This is a genomic window from Paenibacillus aceti (genome assembly GCF_003614185.1).
GTDB lineage: Bacteria > Bacillota > Bacilli > Paenibacillales > Paenibacillaceae > Fontibacillus > Fontibacillus aceti.
Genome location: NZ_KZ987724.1, coordinates 779707 through 796614 on the forward strand (window position 1 = coordinate 779707; position 16908 = coordinate 796614).

Sequence of the window (16908 nt, forward strand, 5' to 3'; positions counted from 1 at the left end):
GGCGGCAGCGGGCCTATGGCCGCGCCGCAGGAAGGGCCCGCGCTGCCGCATAGCGGCGCGGGCGGGGCAGCGCCCGGCGTGCAACAAGCCGCCGGGGCTGCCGGGCTGGCGCAGCCGGAAGCCATGGCTGCGGCTGCGCATAAGAGCAGCCCCCTCATCGTCAATGACACGCTGAAGGGGCTGCTGATGCAGGTGCTGTCGCAAGACGATGCTCCAGCACCATTGCTGGACACTGCCCGCCAACTGGCCAGCCAATTGACCGGCCAGCAGCTATTGCTGACGACCGATCGCACGGCTCCGTTCGCGCAGGTGACGCTGTTCCTGCCCTTCATCGGGCCAGATGGCGAGCAGACGGCATCGGTGCATATCGAGTCAAGGCGCGGCCGCAGAGGCATGCTGGATGCAGACAATTGCCGCCTCTGGTTCGATTTGCAGATGAAGGCCCTCGGCCAGATCATGGTCGATGTGCATGTAGCTGACAAGAAGGTTCTACTTAAAATATATAGCGAAAATGAGCTCACCGGAACATTCCTTGAATCGCGACAGGATGAGATCAGAGCTTCCTTGGATGCGGCGGGCTACCGTTTATTAGCCTTAAATGCTGAGCCGTTAATTAAAGAGGATCAAGAGGAGGGAGCTAGTGATCTAAGCTTATCTCAGACTTATTCGCCCAGCTCATATAGAGAGGTGGACTATCGGATATGAGTGGCGATAAATCCCAAGAGCTTCCGCTGTCCATGAAAAAGGCGGTCGCCTTGAAATATGAACCATCCAAGGATGCTCCGGTTATAGCGGCTAAAGGCAGAGGCATGCTGGCTGAGCGGATACTGGAAACGGCTCGGGAGCACGGGGTTCCGGTACAGGAAGACCCGGCCCTGGTCGAAGTATTATCCAAGCTGGATTTAGATCAACAGATTCCTCCTGAGCTCTATAATCTAGTCGCAGAAATCCTGACCTTCATCTACCGTTCCGACAAACAGGCAGAGGAAGATTGGTACTTCGACTAGATTCGGAGGTGTTTTGCCACGGATCGCGTGATCACGTTTCGTTAGAGTTCCAAGAGCTTGCGGCACAGCTTCAGTTACTCCAAGAGTTTGCAAATATCAGGCTGTTTGTTGAAAGCATCGGCAAGTTTCCCGGAGCTCTTACGAAACACCATATCGTTATTAGCGCAAAATCAGTACCCACTCCAATCTAACGAAACGCCATGACGCTATTAGAGTGAAAACACGTCGTCTAGCCCCTTTTCTGCCGCAATAGCGATACCAAGTTTCGTTAGAAGTCTAAATTGCTCCTTTTGCAGCAAATAGCGATACGTTACAATCCAGAGTAGCCGCTGATTCAAAGTCCTCGAGGCCATGTGTAAAAGCCATGCGTCCTCAAAGCCTGCAAATATGCAGGAATTCGCCAGTAATTCCAACTCACAAGAGCAAATTCCTGCGAAAATGCATCTTTTTCCTCCTTATCGACCTGGTTTTGCAGAAAAAGGGGAAAAAGCCTGCACTTTCGAAGGCTTTTCCTAAAAACAGCTGATGTGGAGCGAAAAGCCTGCATTTATGCATCTTTTTAGTGACAATAGTAGTCCATCTCAGACTTCAGACCGATCCGCATCCATCCGTGCCAATCCGCACGCACATCTCAGTCCCATCAACTTGAATGAGTATCTAGAAATTTTAAATGCAACGTCGGTGCTGTACACGTCGGGAATATCGTCCTTTTGCGGCAGCAGCACCCTAATTTAGCGAGCAAGATCAAACATGGCGTCGATATCAGTCTATGTCAGGAGCCGATAATATGAGCAGTCCAGGAAATCAAAGAGGGGCAGGAACGGATGAGCGCAAAGCGCGAGGTCAGCGAGCAGAGAGGCTGGCAGCAGAATATTTGTCAGCTCAAGGGTATTCGATACTATCCACCAATTGGCGTTGTCGCAGCGGAGAGCTGGATTTGATCGCCGAGCAGGATGGGGGCATCGTGATCATCGAGGTGCGCAGTCGCAGTAGTCATGCGCTCTCCTACGGCCTACCTTCCGAATCTATAACTCCCCGCAAAATAAGAAAGGTACGTGCGACGGCAGCGGTCTACCTGCAGCAATCCGGGAAGCTGACAGCCCCGGTTCGCTTCGATGTAATTACTGTATTGTTCCAAGCGGATGCTGAACCGAAGCTGGAGCATATAGAGGCGGCGTTCTAGTCGCCGACTGCACCACGACTATCGCAGGCTTCTTAATTCAACTTCACCTGGTGCTGATCTAACTGACGATACTGGATGGCCTCGGCGATATGGGTGGATAATACGCGGTCTGATCCCTCCAGATCGGCGATCGTGCGGGCCAGCTTGATGATGCGGTCATGGGCGCGCATGCTAAGGCCAAGCGCGTCGAAGGAGGCGTGCAGCAGATGGGCGGCTGCGGGATCAAGGGGAGCAAATTTGCGCAGCAGGCGGCCGGATAATTCACTGTTGCGGTTGAATGAGCAATGACGGTAACGGTTGAGTTGGATGGCTTCGGCAGCTTCTACCGCAGCGCGCATTTCAGCCGAGGATAAGGGCTGGGCATCACTTTGCCAATTGGCTGGGCGCGGTACCTCGACATGCATATCGATACGGTCCAGCAGGGGCCCGGATATTTTCTCGCGATATTGGGCGACTCTGGCCGGGCTGCAGGTACATGCAGGAAGCGGCGGTTCGGCCCCGAGATAGCCGCACGGACATGGATTTAATGAAGCGGCGAGCAAAAATCGGGCGGGAAACGTAAAGGAAGCCCGCGCTCTACTGATGGACACGAACCCTTCTTCCAAGGGCTGTCGCAGCACCTCCAGCACGCCTCTTGAGAATTCAGGCAGCTCGTCCAGGAATAACACGCCGTTATGAGCCAGACTGACCTCTCCCGGCTTCGGGATGCTGCCGCCGCCAATCAGCCCCGCTCCAGATATCGTATGATGCGGCGAGCGAAAAGGACGCGCGTTCATTAAACCGCCGCCGCTTGCTTTTAATTTGCCTGCCGAGCTGTAAATCTTCGTCACCTCCAGAGCCTCTTCCTGAGAGAGCGAAGGGAGGATGGAGGGGAGCCGACGAATCAGCATAGTCTTGCCGGTACCGGGCGGCCCGATCAACATGATATTATGTAAGCCAGCGGCTGCGATCGTCAATGCCCGCTTGACATGTTGCTGCCCGAGTACATCGCTGAAATCCTCGCTAGGCGATGGGAATAGCGCAGGCTCGACAAGATCAATCGGCTCCTCTTTATGTATGCGTAAGTGCGTTAAAGAAAGCGGCTGTACAGGGGACGGCGCATCCTTATCATCAGCTTGCTGCCCTGTTTTCAGCTCCTTCAAATGCCTTAATCCGTACACTCTGATTCCGTCCAGTAGCAGCGCCTCAGGTGCATTGTCCACAGGCAGAAGCACTGAATCGAAGCCCTGCTTGATCGCTAGATCCACCATAGCCAGCACTCCGGGAACTGGCCGGAGCGTCCCGTTAAGCGATAGCTCCCCAAGGATCAATAGCCGCTCGATATCCGGCAGTCTGATCTGTCCGCTGGCGGCTAGAAGCCCTAGCGCGATCGCCAGATCGAAGGCGCTGCCCGCCTTGCGCAAATCGGCTGGAGCGAGATTGATCGTAACCCGCTGCAGCGGGAAGGCATAGCCGCAGTTCTTGATCGCTGAACGGACCCGTTCCACCGCCTCGCGAACCGCCGTATCCGGCAGCCCCACCAGATTTACCTGGGGGATTCCGGAAGACAGATCCACTTCGACTTCAATCAACACCCCATCGATACCGTATAGACAAGCGCTATAGAGTTTACTGTATTTTGACATAGAGAAAAACACCCCTTTTCCGTAACCCAATCACAGATTCAATAAGCCAGGCTAGACGAATGAGCCATATCGCTTATGAAGGAAAAAAGGTGCTTCCATATTTTCCGGGAAACTATTCTTTGATCGTATCGTAGAATTTAGTCAGTGAAATGTCAAGGGGGCAAACTTAATTTTCAACCAAAAATATCACATCTTAATATTTGGCGAATGTTTAATATATAGAAGATAAATCAGCTTGTTTTGCGATCGTTAACCTGGATATAATTGGTGTTTAACACCTGCGGATGTATGACGAAAAAGCTCGTAACTATAAATATTTTGCAGTAATATGACGATTTTTGTATAAGGGGAAATATGGCTCTGTAGAAAACCCGAAAAATCCTTGACTTATCTCGAAATGAGATCAAACCGATATCAAAAAGTTGTGTATAATTCATGAACTTTTTAAGGTAAGCGTTTCAAAAACATGATACAATGATTGGGGTTTCAACGATTTGGCCATACCTGTAAGCTTCGAGACTTAGGGTTATGGAACAACTTCTAATACCGCCTGTTGATAGGAGGATTCTAAAGCATGAATATCCATGAATATCAAGCAAAAGAAGTGCTGAAGCAGTATGGAGTGGCTGTTCCGAGAGGACAAGTTGCCTTCACGGTTGATGAGGCCGTTGAGGCAGCGACTGCGCTAGGCAGTCCGGTCGCCGTCGTCAAGGCGCAAATCCATGCTGGCGGACGCGGTAAGGCTGGCGGCGTCAAGGTCGCGAGAGGTTTGGAAGAAGTGCGGGCTTATGCGGAGGAGATCCTTGGCAAGGTGCTGGTCACACATCAGACCGGACCGGAGGGCAAGGAGGTCAAACGTCTGCTGATCGAAGAAGGCTGCGACATTAAGAAGGAGTATTACATAGGTGTTGTGATCGATCGCGGAACTGGCAGAGTTGTTATGATGGCGTCGGAGGAAGGCGGCACGGAGATTGAAGAGGTAGCAGCCGCTACGCCAGAGAAGATTTTTAAGGAAAATGTTGATCCGGCCCTAGGTCTTCAGACCTATCAGGCGAGAAGGCTGGCGTACGCCATTAACATTCCGAATGAACTGGTTAACCAAGCGGTTCAATTCATGATGGCGCTCTATACGGCCTTTGTCGAGAAGGATTGCTTCATCGCGGAGATCAATCCGCTCGTAGTTACGGGAGATGGCAAAGTGATGGCGCTGGATGCCAAGCTGAATTTTGATTCAAATGCTCTGTACCGACACAAGGATATACTGGCGCTGCGCGATTTGGAAGAAGAGAATGAGAAGGAAATCGAAGCCTCGAAATTCGATCTTAGCTACATTGCCTTAGACGGAAATATCGGCTGTATGGTTAATGGGGCCGGGCTCGCGATGGCGACGATGGATATTATTAAATATTATGGCGGAGACCCTGCCAATTTCCTCGATGTAGGGGGCGGGGCGACAGCTGAAAAAGTTACAGAAGCGTTCAAGATCATCCTCTCGGATGATAAAGTTAAGGGGATTTTCGTTAATATTTTCGGCGGAATTATGAAGTGTGATGTCATCGCTGCAGGTATTGTCGAAGCAGCTCATCAAGTCGGGCTTGACCGCCCGTTAGTCGTGCGCCTAGAAGGAACGAATGTGGAGCTAGGCAAGCGGATTCTGGCCGAGTCGGATCTGACGATCGTATCGGCAGATTCGATGGCGGATGGTGCGCAGAAGATCGTCGCGCTCGTATCCTAATGTAATCACCTTATCCATAAAGGGGAGGCTTGAAGTATGAGTATTTTGATCGATAAGAATACAAAGGTTATCACCCAGGGCATCACGGGGAAAACTGCGTTATTCCATGCCAAGGGCGCATTGGATTACGGGACGCAAATGGTTGGAGGAACATCTCCGGGGAAGGGTGGAACTACGGTCGACATCGAACTGGAGAATGGGCAAACGGTGAGCTTGCCGGTATTTAATACAGTAAGAGAAGCTAAGGAAGCTACTGGGGCGACTGCTAGCGTTATTTACGTCCCGCCTGCGTTCGCAGCCGACTCGATCCTCGAAGCGGTGGAAGCGGAGCTTGAGCTTGTGATTTGCATTACGGAAGGAATTCCGGTGCTGGATATGGTGAAGGTGAAGCGTTATATGGAGGGCAAGAACACGGTATTGATCGGGCCGAACTGTCCGGGCGTGATTACGCCGGGAGAATGCAAGATCGGCATCATGCCGGGGTATATTCACTTGCCTGGTCATGTGGGCGTAGTGTCGCGTAGTGGCACATTGACCTATGAGGCGGTTCATCAACTGACGACCCGTGGTATCGGTCAGTCTAACGCTGTCGGGATCGGTGGTGATCCGGTCAAGGGCTCGGAATTTATCGATATTTTGCGGCGTTTTAATGAGGATGACAATACCCATGCAGTGATTATGATCGGCGAGATCGGCGGTACAGCTGAAGAGGAAGCGGCGGAATGGATCGCTGAGAATATGACGAAGCCTGTTGTCGGTTTTATCGGCGGGGTAACTGCGCCTCCGGGCAAGAGAATGGGCCATGCTGGGGCGATTATTTCGGGCGGCAAAGGTACTGCCAAGGAGAAGATCGCCAAGCTGGAGCAATGCGGTATTAAGGTTGCGCCAACTCCTGCTGAAATGGGAGCGACCTTGGTCAGTGTACTGGAAGAGCGCGGTCTATTAACCCTCTGCACAACCCATTAAGAGGAAAAGTTAGCTGCTGTAAACGGTTATTCATATCTTTCAAGCGATGGTAAGTTAGCGTATTTTGGGCGAATTTTTAGGTAAGCAACCTTCTGAGCTAAATGGCTGGGGGGTTGCTTTTTTGTCGTTTTTTCAAGTTCTGGATGAATGGGAGGGGTAAATGGTGGATAGGAATGAAGTATTGATCGGATTGCATGCTGTGAACGGCCTGGGCTGGAGAAGAATAGAGGATATTATCAAGCGGGATGATACTTGGGTCGAGGCTTGTCGATTTAGCGCAGCGGATTGGATGGACAGAGGACTTGAGGCGGAAATGGCGCTGAAAATGACAGAGCAGTTCACCGCCGGGTGGATCGAAGCAAGACTGGAGCAAATGGCGCGAAAACGGGTGAAGCCGGTTACGATCTATGACGAGGAATACCCGCTATTAATGAAGGAAACAGTTCGGCCGCCCTGGGTTATGTATACGGTGGGAGATATTCATTTACTATCTGCTCTGTCTGTAGCCATGGTTGGGACACGTTTGCCTACCGCATACGGACGCAAAGTCGCTACCAGTCTAACAGAAGGCTTATGCGCTAGAGGAGTCGCTGTCGTCAGCGGTATGGCGCGCGGGATAGATGGGATCTGCCATGAAGCAGCGCTTGGCTGCGGAGGCGCGACGATTGCCGTCTTAGGAACGGCGATTGATATCGCATACCCTCCTGAACACAGCTCTTTATATCGCAGAATCGCCGAGAAGGGACTGATCATATCGGAATATCCGATCGGGATGAAGGGGCATCCCGGCCTGTTTCCTCAGCGAAACCGGATTATCGCCGGAATTTCCCGGGGGACGGTCGTTGTTGAGGCGGATGCTCGTAGTGGATCATTGATTACAGCTGATGCTGCACTGGAGGAAGGCAGGGATGTCTTCGCGGTACCAGGGCCGATCACCTCGCCCAAGAGCCGGGGAACGCTTGGACTTATCAAGCAGGGAGCCAAAATAGTGACGGAAACAGCCGATATTTTAGAGGAATATGAGTCCCTTTTGCCTTTTCAACGTACTATCTTAAAGCAAGGAATTGAAGTTTGTGAGTTGACAGATGAGGAGCGGCGCATTTACGATATGTTGCAGCAGGGAATAAATCATTTCGATGATCTATTGCTGCAAACGTCATGGGATTTTGGACTTTTACATTCAGTTCTGTTATCTTTAATCATGAAAAAAGCGGCGGTACAGCTGCCTGGTTCAGTTTATAAGATTATATAGTCCATTCCTAACGAAGAGTGGCAAAGAATATATGACTATATACATTTGTTGAGAGGAGGATGGATCTGTGGCTGATTCTCTCGTTATCGTAGAGTCGCCTGCCAAGGCGAAGACGATCGGAAAATATTTGGGCAGCAAATATATTGTGAAGGCCTCTATGGGTCATGTTCGCGATTTGCCAAAAAGCCAAACCGGGGTTGATGTGGAGAATGATTTCAATCCCAAATATATAACCATCCGTGGAAAAGGTTCAGTATTAAAGGAATTAAAAGATGCAAGCAAAAAAGTGAAAAATATTTATCTGGCGGCTGACCCCGATCGCGAAGGGGAAGCGATTGCCTGGCATCTGGCCCATGTGCTGGATGTGGATGCCTCGAAGGAATGCCGCGTTGTATTCAATGAGATTACGAAGCAGGCGGTCAAGGATGCCTTTAAAACTCCGCGCAAGATCAATATGGATCTGGTGAATGCCCAGCAGGCGAGACGTATTCTTGACCGTCTTGTCGGTTACAAGATCAGTCCGCTATTGTGGAAAAAGGTGAAGAAGGGGCTGTCCGCAGGCCGGGTTCAATCTGTCGCTGTAAAGATTATTTTGGACCGTGAAAATGAAATATCGGCTTTTGTTCCAGAGGAGTATTGGAGCATTACGGCCACTCTGAAAATCAATAACTCGGAATTTGAAGCGAAATTTCATAAATACCGGGGAGAGAAGCTTGAGCTCACGAATGAGCAGCAAGTGAATGAGATCTTAAAGGCCCTGGAAGGGGCGGAGTTCAAGGTCGGGGATGTGAAGGAGAAGGAACGTCTCCGTCACCCTGCGGCGCCTTTTACAACAAGTTCCCTGCAGCAGGAAGCGGCGCGTAAGCTGAATTTCCGTGCTGCCAAGACGATGTCCGTGGCCCAGCAGTTATATGAAGGTGTTGATCTGGGCAAAGAGGGTACCGTCGGTCTCATCACCTATATGCGTACTGACTCTACACGAATCGCTGCCTCGGCTCAGGAAGAAGCTAAGGAATACATTGTAGCTAAATTTGGCGAGGCCTACGCTCCGGAAACTCCACGGCAATTTTCGAAGAAAGCGGCAGGAGCCCAGGACGCCCATGAAGCGGTGCGACCAACCTCAGCCCTGCGTGATCCAGAGTCGGTCAAATCCTTTATGAGCCGGGATCAGTTCCGCTTATATAAGCTGATCTGGGAACGGTTCATGGCTAGCCAGATGGCTTCGGCTGTGCTGGATACGATGTCGGTCGATATCCCGGCTGGCGAAGTGACGTTCCGGGCGGTCGGCTCGAAGATTCGCTTCCCGGGCTTCATGAAGGTGTATGTGGAAGGCAATGATGACGGAACGACAGAGGACAATAAGTTCCTGCCGCCACTGCAAGTAGGGGATGTACTGACGAAACAGACGATTGAACCGAAGCAGCACTTCACGCAGCCGCCTCCACGCTTTACCGAGGCACGGCTCGTTAAGACCTTGGAGGAACTGGGGATTGGACGCCCGAGTACCTATGCACCGACACTGGAGACGATCCAAAAGCGTGGTTATGTAGCGATTGAAGACAAGAAATTCATTCCGACTGAGCTGGGTGAACTGGTCATCGAGCAGATGGAGCAGTTCTTCCCGGAAATTCTCAATGTGGAATTTACCGCTCACATGGAGGAAGACCTCGACCATGTCGAGGAAGGCTCTGAGGATTGGGTCCGCGTTCTTAGCGAGTTCTACGAATCCTTCGAGAAGCGGCTTGAGGTTGCTGAGAAAGAAATGAAGGAGATCGAAATTGAAGACGAGGTCTCCGATGAAATTTGCGATAAATGCGGAAGACCGATGGTCTATAAATTGGGCAGATTCGGTAAGTTCCTGGCTTGCTCCGGGTTCCCGGAATGCCGCAATACGAAGCCGATCATCAAGGATATCGGGGTAACCTGTCCGAAATGTAAGGAAGGGCATGTCGTGGAGCGCCGCAGCAAAAAGGGCAGAGTCTTCTACGGCTGCGACCGTTATCCGGAATGCGATTTCGTATCCTGGGATAGACCTTCGCCGATCCCTTGTCCGAAGTGCGGATCACTTCTGGTGGAGAAGCGCAACAAACAGGGCGGGAAGCTGCAATGTACCGCTTGTGATTTCGTACAGCCGATCGAGGAGAACGAAGACGCTGCGGGCGAATAAGACCGTTAGATTATAAAGACATATATAGTAGCTACAGCAGCGAATTCTGGGGGGATTTAAGTTGACAGAGTCTAATAGGGTTACCGTCATCGGCGCAGGCTTGGCCGGAAGCGAGGCGGCTTGGCAGATCGCCAGTCGCGGCATACCCGTTACGCTATATGAGATGCGCCCGGTCGTGAAGACACCGGCGCATCATACGGATAAATTTGCTGAGCTCGTATGTAGTAACTCTCTGCGGGCGAATACGCTTACTAACGCAGTCGGCGTATTGAAGGAAGAAATGCGGATGCTGAATTCGCTAGTAATTGGCTCCGCCGACCGTAATGCGGTTCCAGCTGGAGGGGCGCTCGCTGTAGATCGCGATGGCTTCTCTGGAGAGATTACTAGAACACTGCAGGAGCATCCGCTCATCGAAGTCGTTAACGAAGAGATCCGGGAGATTCCGCAAGAGGGCATCGTAGTCATTGCGACAGGCCCGCTGACTTCGCCGGCTCTTTCTGAGCAGATCAAGGCGCTGACTGGGGAGGATTATTTCTACTTCTATGATGCGGCTGCACCGATTATCGAGAAAGAATCGATCGACATGAATAAGGTGTACCTCGCTTCTCGCTATGATAAGGGGGAGGCCGCCTATCTGAACTGTCCGATGACAGAGCAGGAATTCGATGCTTTCTACGAAGCGCTTATCACCGCTGAGGTTGCTCAGCTTAAGGAGTTCGAGAAGGAGATTTACTTTGAAGGCTGTATGCCGATTGAAATTATGATGCGCCGTGGCAAGCAGACGGCGCTATTCGGCCCGATGAAGCCGGTGGGGCTGGTCAATCCGCATACTGGTACGCTTCCTTATGCCGTTGTCCAGCTCAGACAGGATAATGCGGCAGGAACGCTCTATAATATGGTCGGATTTCAGACCCATCTGAAGTGGGGCGAGCAGAAGCGCGTCTTTTCGATGATTCCAGGTCTGGAAAATGCGGAGTTTGTTCGCTATGGTGTCATGCATCGTAACACGTTCATAAATTCTCCACAATTGATGCTTCCTACCTATCAATTGAAGGAGCGGAGAAGTCTTTTCTTCGCCGGACAGATGACAGGCGTGGAAGGCTATGTTGAATCAGCGGCCTCAGGGCTGCTGGCCGGCTTGAACGCGGCTAGAGTCGCTCGGGGTCAGGACGGGATCGTTCTACCTGAAGATACGGCGCTCGGCAGCATGGCCAGATACATTACCACAGCGGATTTCAAGCATTTCCAACCGATGAACGCTAATTTTGGATTATTCCCTAAGCTGGATACGAGATACCGGAAGAAGGCCGAGAAGAACGAGGCGCTGGCCCGGCGTGCGCTGGATAGCCTGCGTTCGTTCATAGATGACGAAGGAATGGCTTGATTAGACTAAGATTTCACCGTGTTATATCATAGAGTTATAGCATAACAATAGCTAATAGCTGCTTAAATACACTTATTTTTCGGAAAATGAGCATTGAAGCAGAGGATAGCTGCGTAAATACAGCTATTTTCTGATTTATGCCTCGATCGACAGCTGATTTGTCCGAGTAGTTGTATAATAGCAGCTATATCCTCGGGGGAAGCCGGAAAGCATCCATATAATTGCATATTTGCACTTATAAGCTGCTGGAGCTGGTTTTCGCCAATGAATGCAGACAATAGCAGCACCCGTTTACGCCCTTCGCAGCTCCACTGGTTCCTGGAGCCAGGCCTGGAGAAGGGAGAAGGCGGGTGCTATAATATCAGATGGAAGGAAGCGGTTGTTCATGGTTCCGACTTTTCATGCTACTACAATTTGTGCCGTTCGACATAACGGGAAGGGAGCGATTGCGGGAGACGGTCAGGTAACGCTAGGTGAAAGCGTTATTATGAAGCAGACCGCCAAGAAGGTTCGCCGACTGTATAGAGGACAGGTGCTGGCCGGTTTTGCAGGCTCAGTAGCGGATGCGATCACATTATTTGAGAAGTTCGAAGGGAAATTGGAAGAGCACCAGGGAAATTTGCAGAGAGCTGCGGTTGAATTGGCGAAGGATTGGCGCCAGGATCGTGTGCTCCGCAAGCTGGAGGCTCTTTTAATCGTTATGGACAAAACGGGGATGCTCATGATCTCCGGCGGCGGAGAAGTGATTGAGCCTGATGATGATATTCTGGCGATCGGCTCCGGCGGCAACTATGCTTTGTCTGCTGCCCGTGCGTTGAAGCGTAACGCCACGCAAATGGAAGCGAAGGAAATCGTACGTGAGGCACTGCAGGTCGCATCGGAAATTTGTGTCTATACGAACAGCAATATTATCGTTGAAGAACTTTGATGCGGGAGGGATTATGGATGACAAATCAGAATTTAACACCAAGGCAAATCGTTGCCGAATTGGATAAATATATCGTAGGGCAGAAGCAGGCCAAGAAATCCGTCGCGGTCGCGCTACGCAACCGTTATCGCCGTAGCCTGCTCAGCGATGAAGTACAGGATGAAATCGTACCTAAGAATATTCTAATGATCGGGCCGACCGGTGTCGGGAAGACGGAGATTGCCCGCCGTCTCGCCAAGCTGGTAGGAGCGCCGTTCGTCAAAGTCGAAGCGACTAAATTTACCGAGGTAGGCTATGTCGGTCGGGATGTGGAATCCATGGTGCGGGATTTGGTCGAGGTGGCCATTCGTACGATCAAGGCTGAACGTACAGAGCAGGTGAAGGATAAAGCCGAGGAATTGGCAAATGAGAGGCTGGTGCAGATTCTCGTTCCTTCAGACCATAAGTCCAAGGGCGTACGTAATCCGTTCGAGATGCTGTTCGGGAATGGTAATCAGAGCTCCGGCTCTGGAACGGAGCCTATGGAAGAGGATAGCACTGAGCTGAACGAGAAGCGCCGCCAGGTGCGCTTCAAGCTGCTGGCAGGTCAAATGGAGGACGACATCGTCGAGATCGACGTCGAGGACAATGCACCGAGCATGTTCGATATGTTTGCTGGTCAGGGCAATGATCAGCTGGGCATGAATATGCAGGAGATGTTCGGTAGTCTGCTGCCGCATCGGACGAAGCGCAGGAAGCTAACGATCAAGGAAGCGAGGAAGGTTCTGACCCAGGAAGAAGCGTCCAAATTGATCGATCATGATGATCTGACCCAGGAAGCGATTAGAAGGGCTGAGCAGTCGGGCATTATTTTCATCGATGAGATCGATAAGGTAGCCAGTCGCGGTCAGGGATCGGGCCCGGATGTGTCCCGGGAAGGTGTTCAGCGCGACATATTGCCTATTGTAGAGGGTTCTACGGTGATGACCAAGTATGGCCCTGTCAAGACGGATTACGTCCTGTTCATGGCTGCAGGGGCCTTCCATATCGCCAAGCCATCCGACTTGATTCCGGAGCTGCAGGGACGGTTCCCGATCCGGGTCGAATTGGACAGCTTGACCCTGGATGATTTCGTCTCGATCCTGACCGAGCCGAAGAATGCCCTGACGAAGCAATATGTAGAGCTATTGCGTACAGAGAATATCGAGATCGAATTCTCGGATGAAGCGATCCGGGAGATCGCGGCGATTGCGGCGAATGTTAATGCGAACACGGAGAATATCGGGGCGAGAAGGCTTCATACGATTCTGGAGAAGCTGCTGGAGGATCTATCCTTCGAGGCGCCTGAGCTTACGTTGGACAGAATGACGATTACGCCGGAGTACGTGCGGAATAAATTAGGAGATATTGTGAAAGATCGGGATTTAAGCCAATATATTCTTTAAAATGATGCATACATGATAGACAAACCCGTTAAAGAGGCCGTAAGACCCAGTGATATTAGGGTTGCACGGCTCTTTTTTTGGGCTCGGAGGAATAAAAGAGGAATCCTCTAAGCCTAGTCGTTGTCGAGATCACTCGAAAAAATAGAAAAAAATTTAATTATTGTCAAAATTAAAGCCAATTATTTCAAAGATAGTGCTTTTTTCTTATTGTAATAAAATCGATTCTCCTAGAAACTTATGTTATATGACATTAAGATGTATTTTTCTACATTAACGCATTTCAATGATATTCTAATATCAGAAAAAATGTCGAAAAAAGAGGGAATGCCATCTGAATGTTGAATACGTACACTTAGGTAAAATATGCGAAATAATAAAGGGGGCGAAATAATGCAACTATTGAACGGAATGGGGTTCAACCGACTTGAGACAGCGGTGGAGGCGGCGAATATGCGCCAAAGCGTGCTGGCGAATAATATAGCCAATCAGGAGACCCCTTATTTCAAACGTTCAAACGTTTCTTTTGAGAGTTTGCTGCAGCAAGCAACGGAAGGTGACATGCCTGCTTTACAGGGCATACGTACCAATAATAGGCATTTTGTCATAGGTCCATCCTCCGCCATACCTGCGCCTATGGTTACGACAGACAGAACGACAGCGATGAATAATAACATGAATAATGTCGATGTAGATAGTGAAATGTCACAACTCGCTGAGAATCAATTGAGATATAACACCTACATAGAGCAAATTAATTACCAAATCAAAATGAAGCGGAATGCGATCGAAGGGAGATAACGGAAGTTGAACATCAGCAACAGCTTTAGTATCAGTTCTTCCGCGCTGACGGCGCAGCGTCTGAGGATGGACGTTATATCGGCGAATATTGCAAATGCGGAGACGACAAGGGCTCAGGTTGTTAACGGCAAAGCGGTTCCTTATCGGAGGAAGATGGTTGTGCTGGAGCCTAAGCAGCAGAGCTTTGGACAAGCGCTGGATACAGCGCTGGGCGATACGAAGATGGGTCAAGGGGTCAAGGTCACGCAAATCAAAGAAGACAGCGCACCTTTCAAGCCGGTCTATAATCCAACGCACCCCGATGCGGACAGCGAAGGATATGTGTATATGCCGAATGTGGATATTCTCAAGGAAATGGTAGACATGATCGCAGCGACTAGGTCCTATGAAGCGAATGTGACCGCGTTAAATGCGAGCAAGGCGATGGTTACCAAGGCTTTGCAGATTGGCAAATAGAATCTTTATCTAGTCGAATAAGGAGTGTTGATCGTTGATACAGAGTATGAATCTTAATACTGTAAAGCCCTTGGAAGGAGTAGAGCAGAACAGTACAGCTAACGGGAAGACTCCCGGAGAAGCTATCAAGAGCTTCGGCTCTTTTTTATCAGATGCACTTGATAATGTAGCCGCGCAAGAACAGAATGTTCAGGTTTTGAATGACAAGTTCCTGGTCGGTGAAGTGAATCCCGATCAGGTGATGATCGCCTCGGAGCAGGCCTTGTTAAGTTTGCAGTTAACTACGCAAGTGCGAAATAAAGTGATAGAGGCATATCAAGAAATCATGCGTACGCAAATTTAATGAAAACTAGCAAGCTTTGGATGAGGTGACGTCGTGAATGAGAGAATTGCCCAGTACCGGGATAAGCTGACCGGATACTGGAACCGTTTCAGCAAGAAACAAAAAATAATGTTGATTTCTACAGTTTCGATTATTTTGCTGGCGATTATTCTGCTTACGGTCCAATTTTCTAAAACGGAATATGATGTCGCTTTTACGAATCTGGATTCCACGGATGCGGCTGGTATAATCACGTATCTGGAATCAAGCGGAGTCCCGTATAAGCTGAGCCCGGATGGGTCAAGCATCTCGGTACCGAGCAAGAATGCTGCCAGGGTAAAAGTCGATATCGGTTCACAGGGCATTGTTCAGAACGGCTCGATTGGACTTGAGTCCTTCAACGAGAGCTCCTCGTTGATCGGTATGACAGATAATGAGTTCAGTGTGAAATACAAAAAGGCATTGAACGGCGAGGTTGAGCAATTGCTGAAGAACATGAAGGGCATCAGCAATGCAAAAGTATTGATTAACCTGCCAGCTGAGAATGTATTTGCAAGTCCTTCCGAGCAAGAGAAGGCATCGGCATCTGTTGTCGTTACCTTCAAGCCGGGCTATCGTCCGACTCAGGAGGCGATCGATGGATACTTCAACCTGATTAAGACCTCTGTGCCTAATCTGCCGCTTGAGAATATTACCCTGACCTCCAGTGATGACAGTGTACTGCTGGCTTCGGGAGAAGGCGGAGGCAATGGCAAAACGGCTTCGCTAACGACGGCAGTCCAGGAAAATATGGCGCTGCAGAAAAAGTTCGAGAGCGATGTGCGCCAGAGCGTCAAGCAGTTCTTGTCCAAGCTGACCGGACCTGAAAAGATCGAGGTGCTGGTAGGATCGACGCTGAATTTTGACCAAGTGATTCAGAAGGATAATCTAGTAACTCCGGTGGATACGGAGAACATGAAGGGCATCGAAATTAGCGCCCAGAAGATCCAGAAGAGCTACACCGGCCAGTCCAATGCCGAAGGCGGCATAGCTGGAACGGGTGAACAGGATGTGCCGGGATATCCGGCAGCGGGAACAGGAAACGGTTCTTCATCCGAGGAATCTTCTTCTACGATCAATTATGAAGTAAATCGGATTACCAAGGATATCGTTGCCAGTCCATATGTGGTTAAGGATTTAACCATCAATGCAGTGGTCGAGCCGCCAAATGGGGAGCAGTCTCTGGACCCTGCAACCGAATCAGCGATACGGACCATCCTGGCTAATATTGTAGGATCGTATCTAGCAGATTCAGGTACTACATATACAGACGCAGATCTACAACGAAAAGTTGCTGTGATTTCGCAACCATTTCATGGAACAGAACAAAAAACTTCTGGCTTAAGCCTGTCTAGCCCATTGGTATGGGGAGTTGGGGCAGCTGCATTGCTGGCGATTGCAGGTATTGTCTTCCTATTGGTCCGCCGCAACAGAAAGCAAGAGGAAGTCATGGAAGAAGAAATTCCAATGCCGCCGCTGACGCCGGAGTTTCCTTCCATCAATATGGAATCAGTTACGAACGAGAACCAAGTGCGCAAACAGCTTGAGACACTGGCCAAGAAGAAGCCGGATGAATTTGTCAACTTGCTTCGCACCTGGCTGGCTGAGGAATAGAGGTGAAC

14 protein-coding genes and 1 pseudogene are annotated in these 16908 nt (G+C 50.3%); 14 read left to right on the forward strand and 1 reads right to left on the reverse strand.

Annotation, left to right across the window (positions count from 1 at the left end; all coding sequences use genetic code 11):
• The 3 genes and pseudogenes from BFJ94_RS03515 to BFJ94_RS03530 all read left to right on the forward strand — a co-directional run.
• A pseudogene (locus BFJ94_RS03515) lies at positions 1-705 on the forward strand (flagellar hook-length control protein FliK); the annotation flags it as partial.
• Complete coding sequence (locus BFJ94_RS03520) at positions 702-1007, forward strand: EscU/YscU/HrcU family type III secretion system export apparatus switch protein (protein ID WP_120461243.1); 306 nt, start codon at positions 702-704, stop codon at positions 1005-1007. The pseudogene BFJ94_RS03515 and the gene BFJ94_RS03520, both read left to right, overlap by 4 nt.
• Positions 1008-1794: 787 nt before the next feature.
• Positions 1795-2190: a YraN family protein gene (locus BFJ94_RS03530; RefSeq protein ID WP_120461249.1), complete on the forward strand. Its 396-nt coding sequence runs from the start codon at positions 1795-1797 to the stop codon at positions 2188-2190.
• A gap of 32 nt (positions 2191-2222) precedes the next feature.
• On the opposite strand, the gene BFJ94_RS03535 is transcribed toward BFJ94_RS03530, so the two are convergent.
• Positions 2223-3815 carry a YifB family Mg chelatase-like AAA ATPase gene (locus tag BFJ94_RS03535; protein WP_120461251.1) on the reverse strand — a complete coding sequence of 531 codons (1593 nt, stop codon included), beginning with the start codon at positions 3813-3815 and terminating at the stop codon, positions 2223-2225.
• 574 nt (positions 3816-4389) lie between these two features.
• Between BFJ94_RS03535 and sucC the strand changes: the two genes are divergently transcribed.
• The 11 genes from sucC (at position 4390) to fliF (ending at position 16900) form a co-directional block, all read left to right on the forward strand.
• A complete protein-coding gene (gene sucC / locus BFJ94_RS03540) occupies positions 4390-5550 on the forward strand; it encodes an ADP-forming succinate--CoA ligase subunit beta (RefSeq protein WP_120461253.1) in 1161 nt (386 codons plus the stop codon).
• Between the two features lie 36 nt (positions 5551-5586).
• Entirely contained in the window at positions 5587-6516 is a 930-nt protein-coding gene (sucD, locus tag BFJ94_RS03545) for a succinate--CoA ligase subunit alpha (RefSeq protein ID WP_120461255.1), read from the forward strand.
• Between the two features lie 163 nt (positions 6517-6679).
• Positions 6680-7768 carry a DNA-processing protein DprA gene (gene dprA / locus BFJ94_RS03550; RefSeq protein ID WP_188831419.1) on the forward strand — a complete coding sequence of 363 codons (1089 nt, stop codon included), beginning with the start codon at positions 6680-6682 and terminating at the stop codon, positions 7766-7768.
• 67 nt (positions 7769-7835) lie between these two features.
• On the forward strand, positions 7836-9935 hold the full coding sequence (gene topA, locus BFJ94_RS03555; protein WP_120461259.1) for a type I DNA topoisomerase: 2100 nt from the start codon (positions 7836-7838) through the stop codon (positions 9933-9935).
• A gap of 61 nt (positions 9936-9996) precedes the next feature.
• On the forward strand, positions 9997-11319 hold the full coding sequence (gene trmFO, locus BFJ94_RS03560; RefSeq protein WP_120461261.1) for an FADH(2)-oxidizing methylenetetrahydrofolate--tRNA-(uracil(54)-C(5))-methyltransferase TrmFO: 1323 nt from the start codon (positions 9997-9999) through the stop codon (positions 11317-11319).
• 385 nt (positions 11320-11704) lie between these two features.
• Entirely contained in the window at positions 11705-12247 is a 543-nt protein-coding gene (gene hslV / locus BFJ94_RS03565; RefSeq protein ID WP_120461263.1) for an ATP-dependent protease subunit HslV, read from the forward strand.
• Positions 12248-12264: 17 nt separating this feature from the next.
• Positions 12265-13671 (forward strand): ATP-dependent protease ATPase subunit HslU, encoded by a 1407-nt coding sequence (hslU, locus tag BFJ94_RS03570; RefSeq protein ID WP_120461265.1) that lies wholly within the window; start codon positions 12265-12267, stop codon positions 13669-13671.
• A gap of 390 nt (positions 13672-14061) precedes the next feature.
• Complete coding sequence (gene flgB, locus BFJ94_RS03575) at positions 14062-14469, forward strand: flagellar basal body rod protein FlgB (protein WP_120461267.1); 408 nt, start codon at positions 14062-14064, stop codon at positions 14467-14469.
• Between the two features lie 6 nt (positions 14470-14475).
• Positions 14476-14925 carry a flagellar basal body rod protein FlgC gene (gene flgC / locus BFJ94_RS03580; RefSeq protein ID WP_120461269.1) on the forward strand — a complete coding sequence of 150 codons (450 nt, stop codon included), beginning with the start codon at positions 14476-14478 and terminating at the stop codon, positions 14923-14925.
• A gap of 46 nt (positions 14926-14971) precedes the next feature.
• Positions 14972-15268: a flagellar hook-basal body complex protein FliE gene (gene fliE / locus BFJ94_RS03585; protein ID WP_188831420.1), complete on the forward strand. Its 297-nt coding sequence runs from the start codon at positions 14972-14974 to the stop codon at positions 15266-15268.
• Between the two features lie 33 nt (positions 15269-15301).
• Entirely contained in the window at positions 15302-16900 is a 1599-nt protein-coding gene (gene fliF / locus BFJ94_RS03590) for a flagellar basal-body MS-ring/collar protein FliF (protein WP_120461273.1), read from the forward strand.
• The last annotated feature ends 8 nt before the right edge of the window (positions 16901-16908 follow it).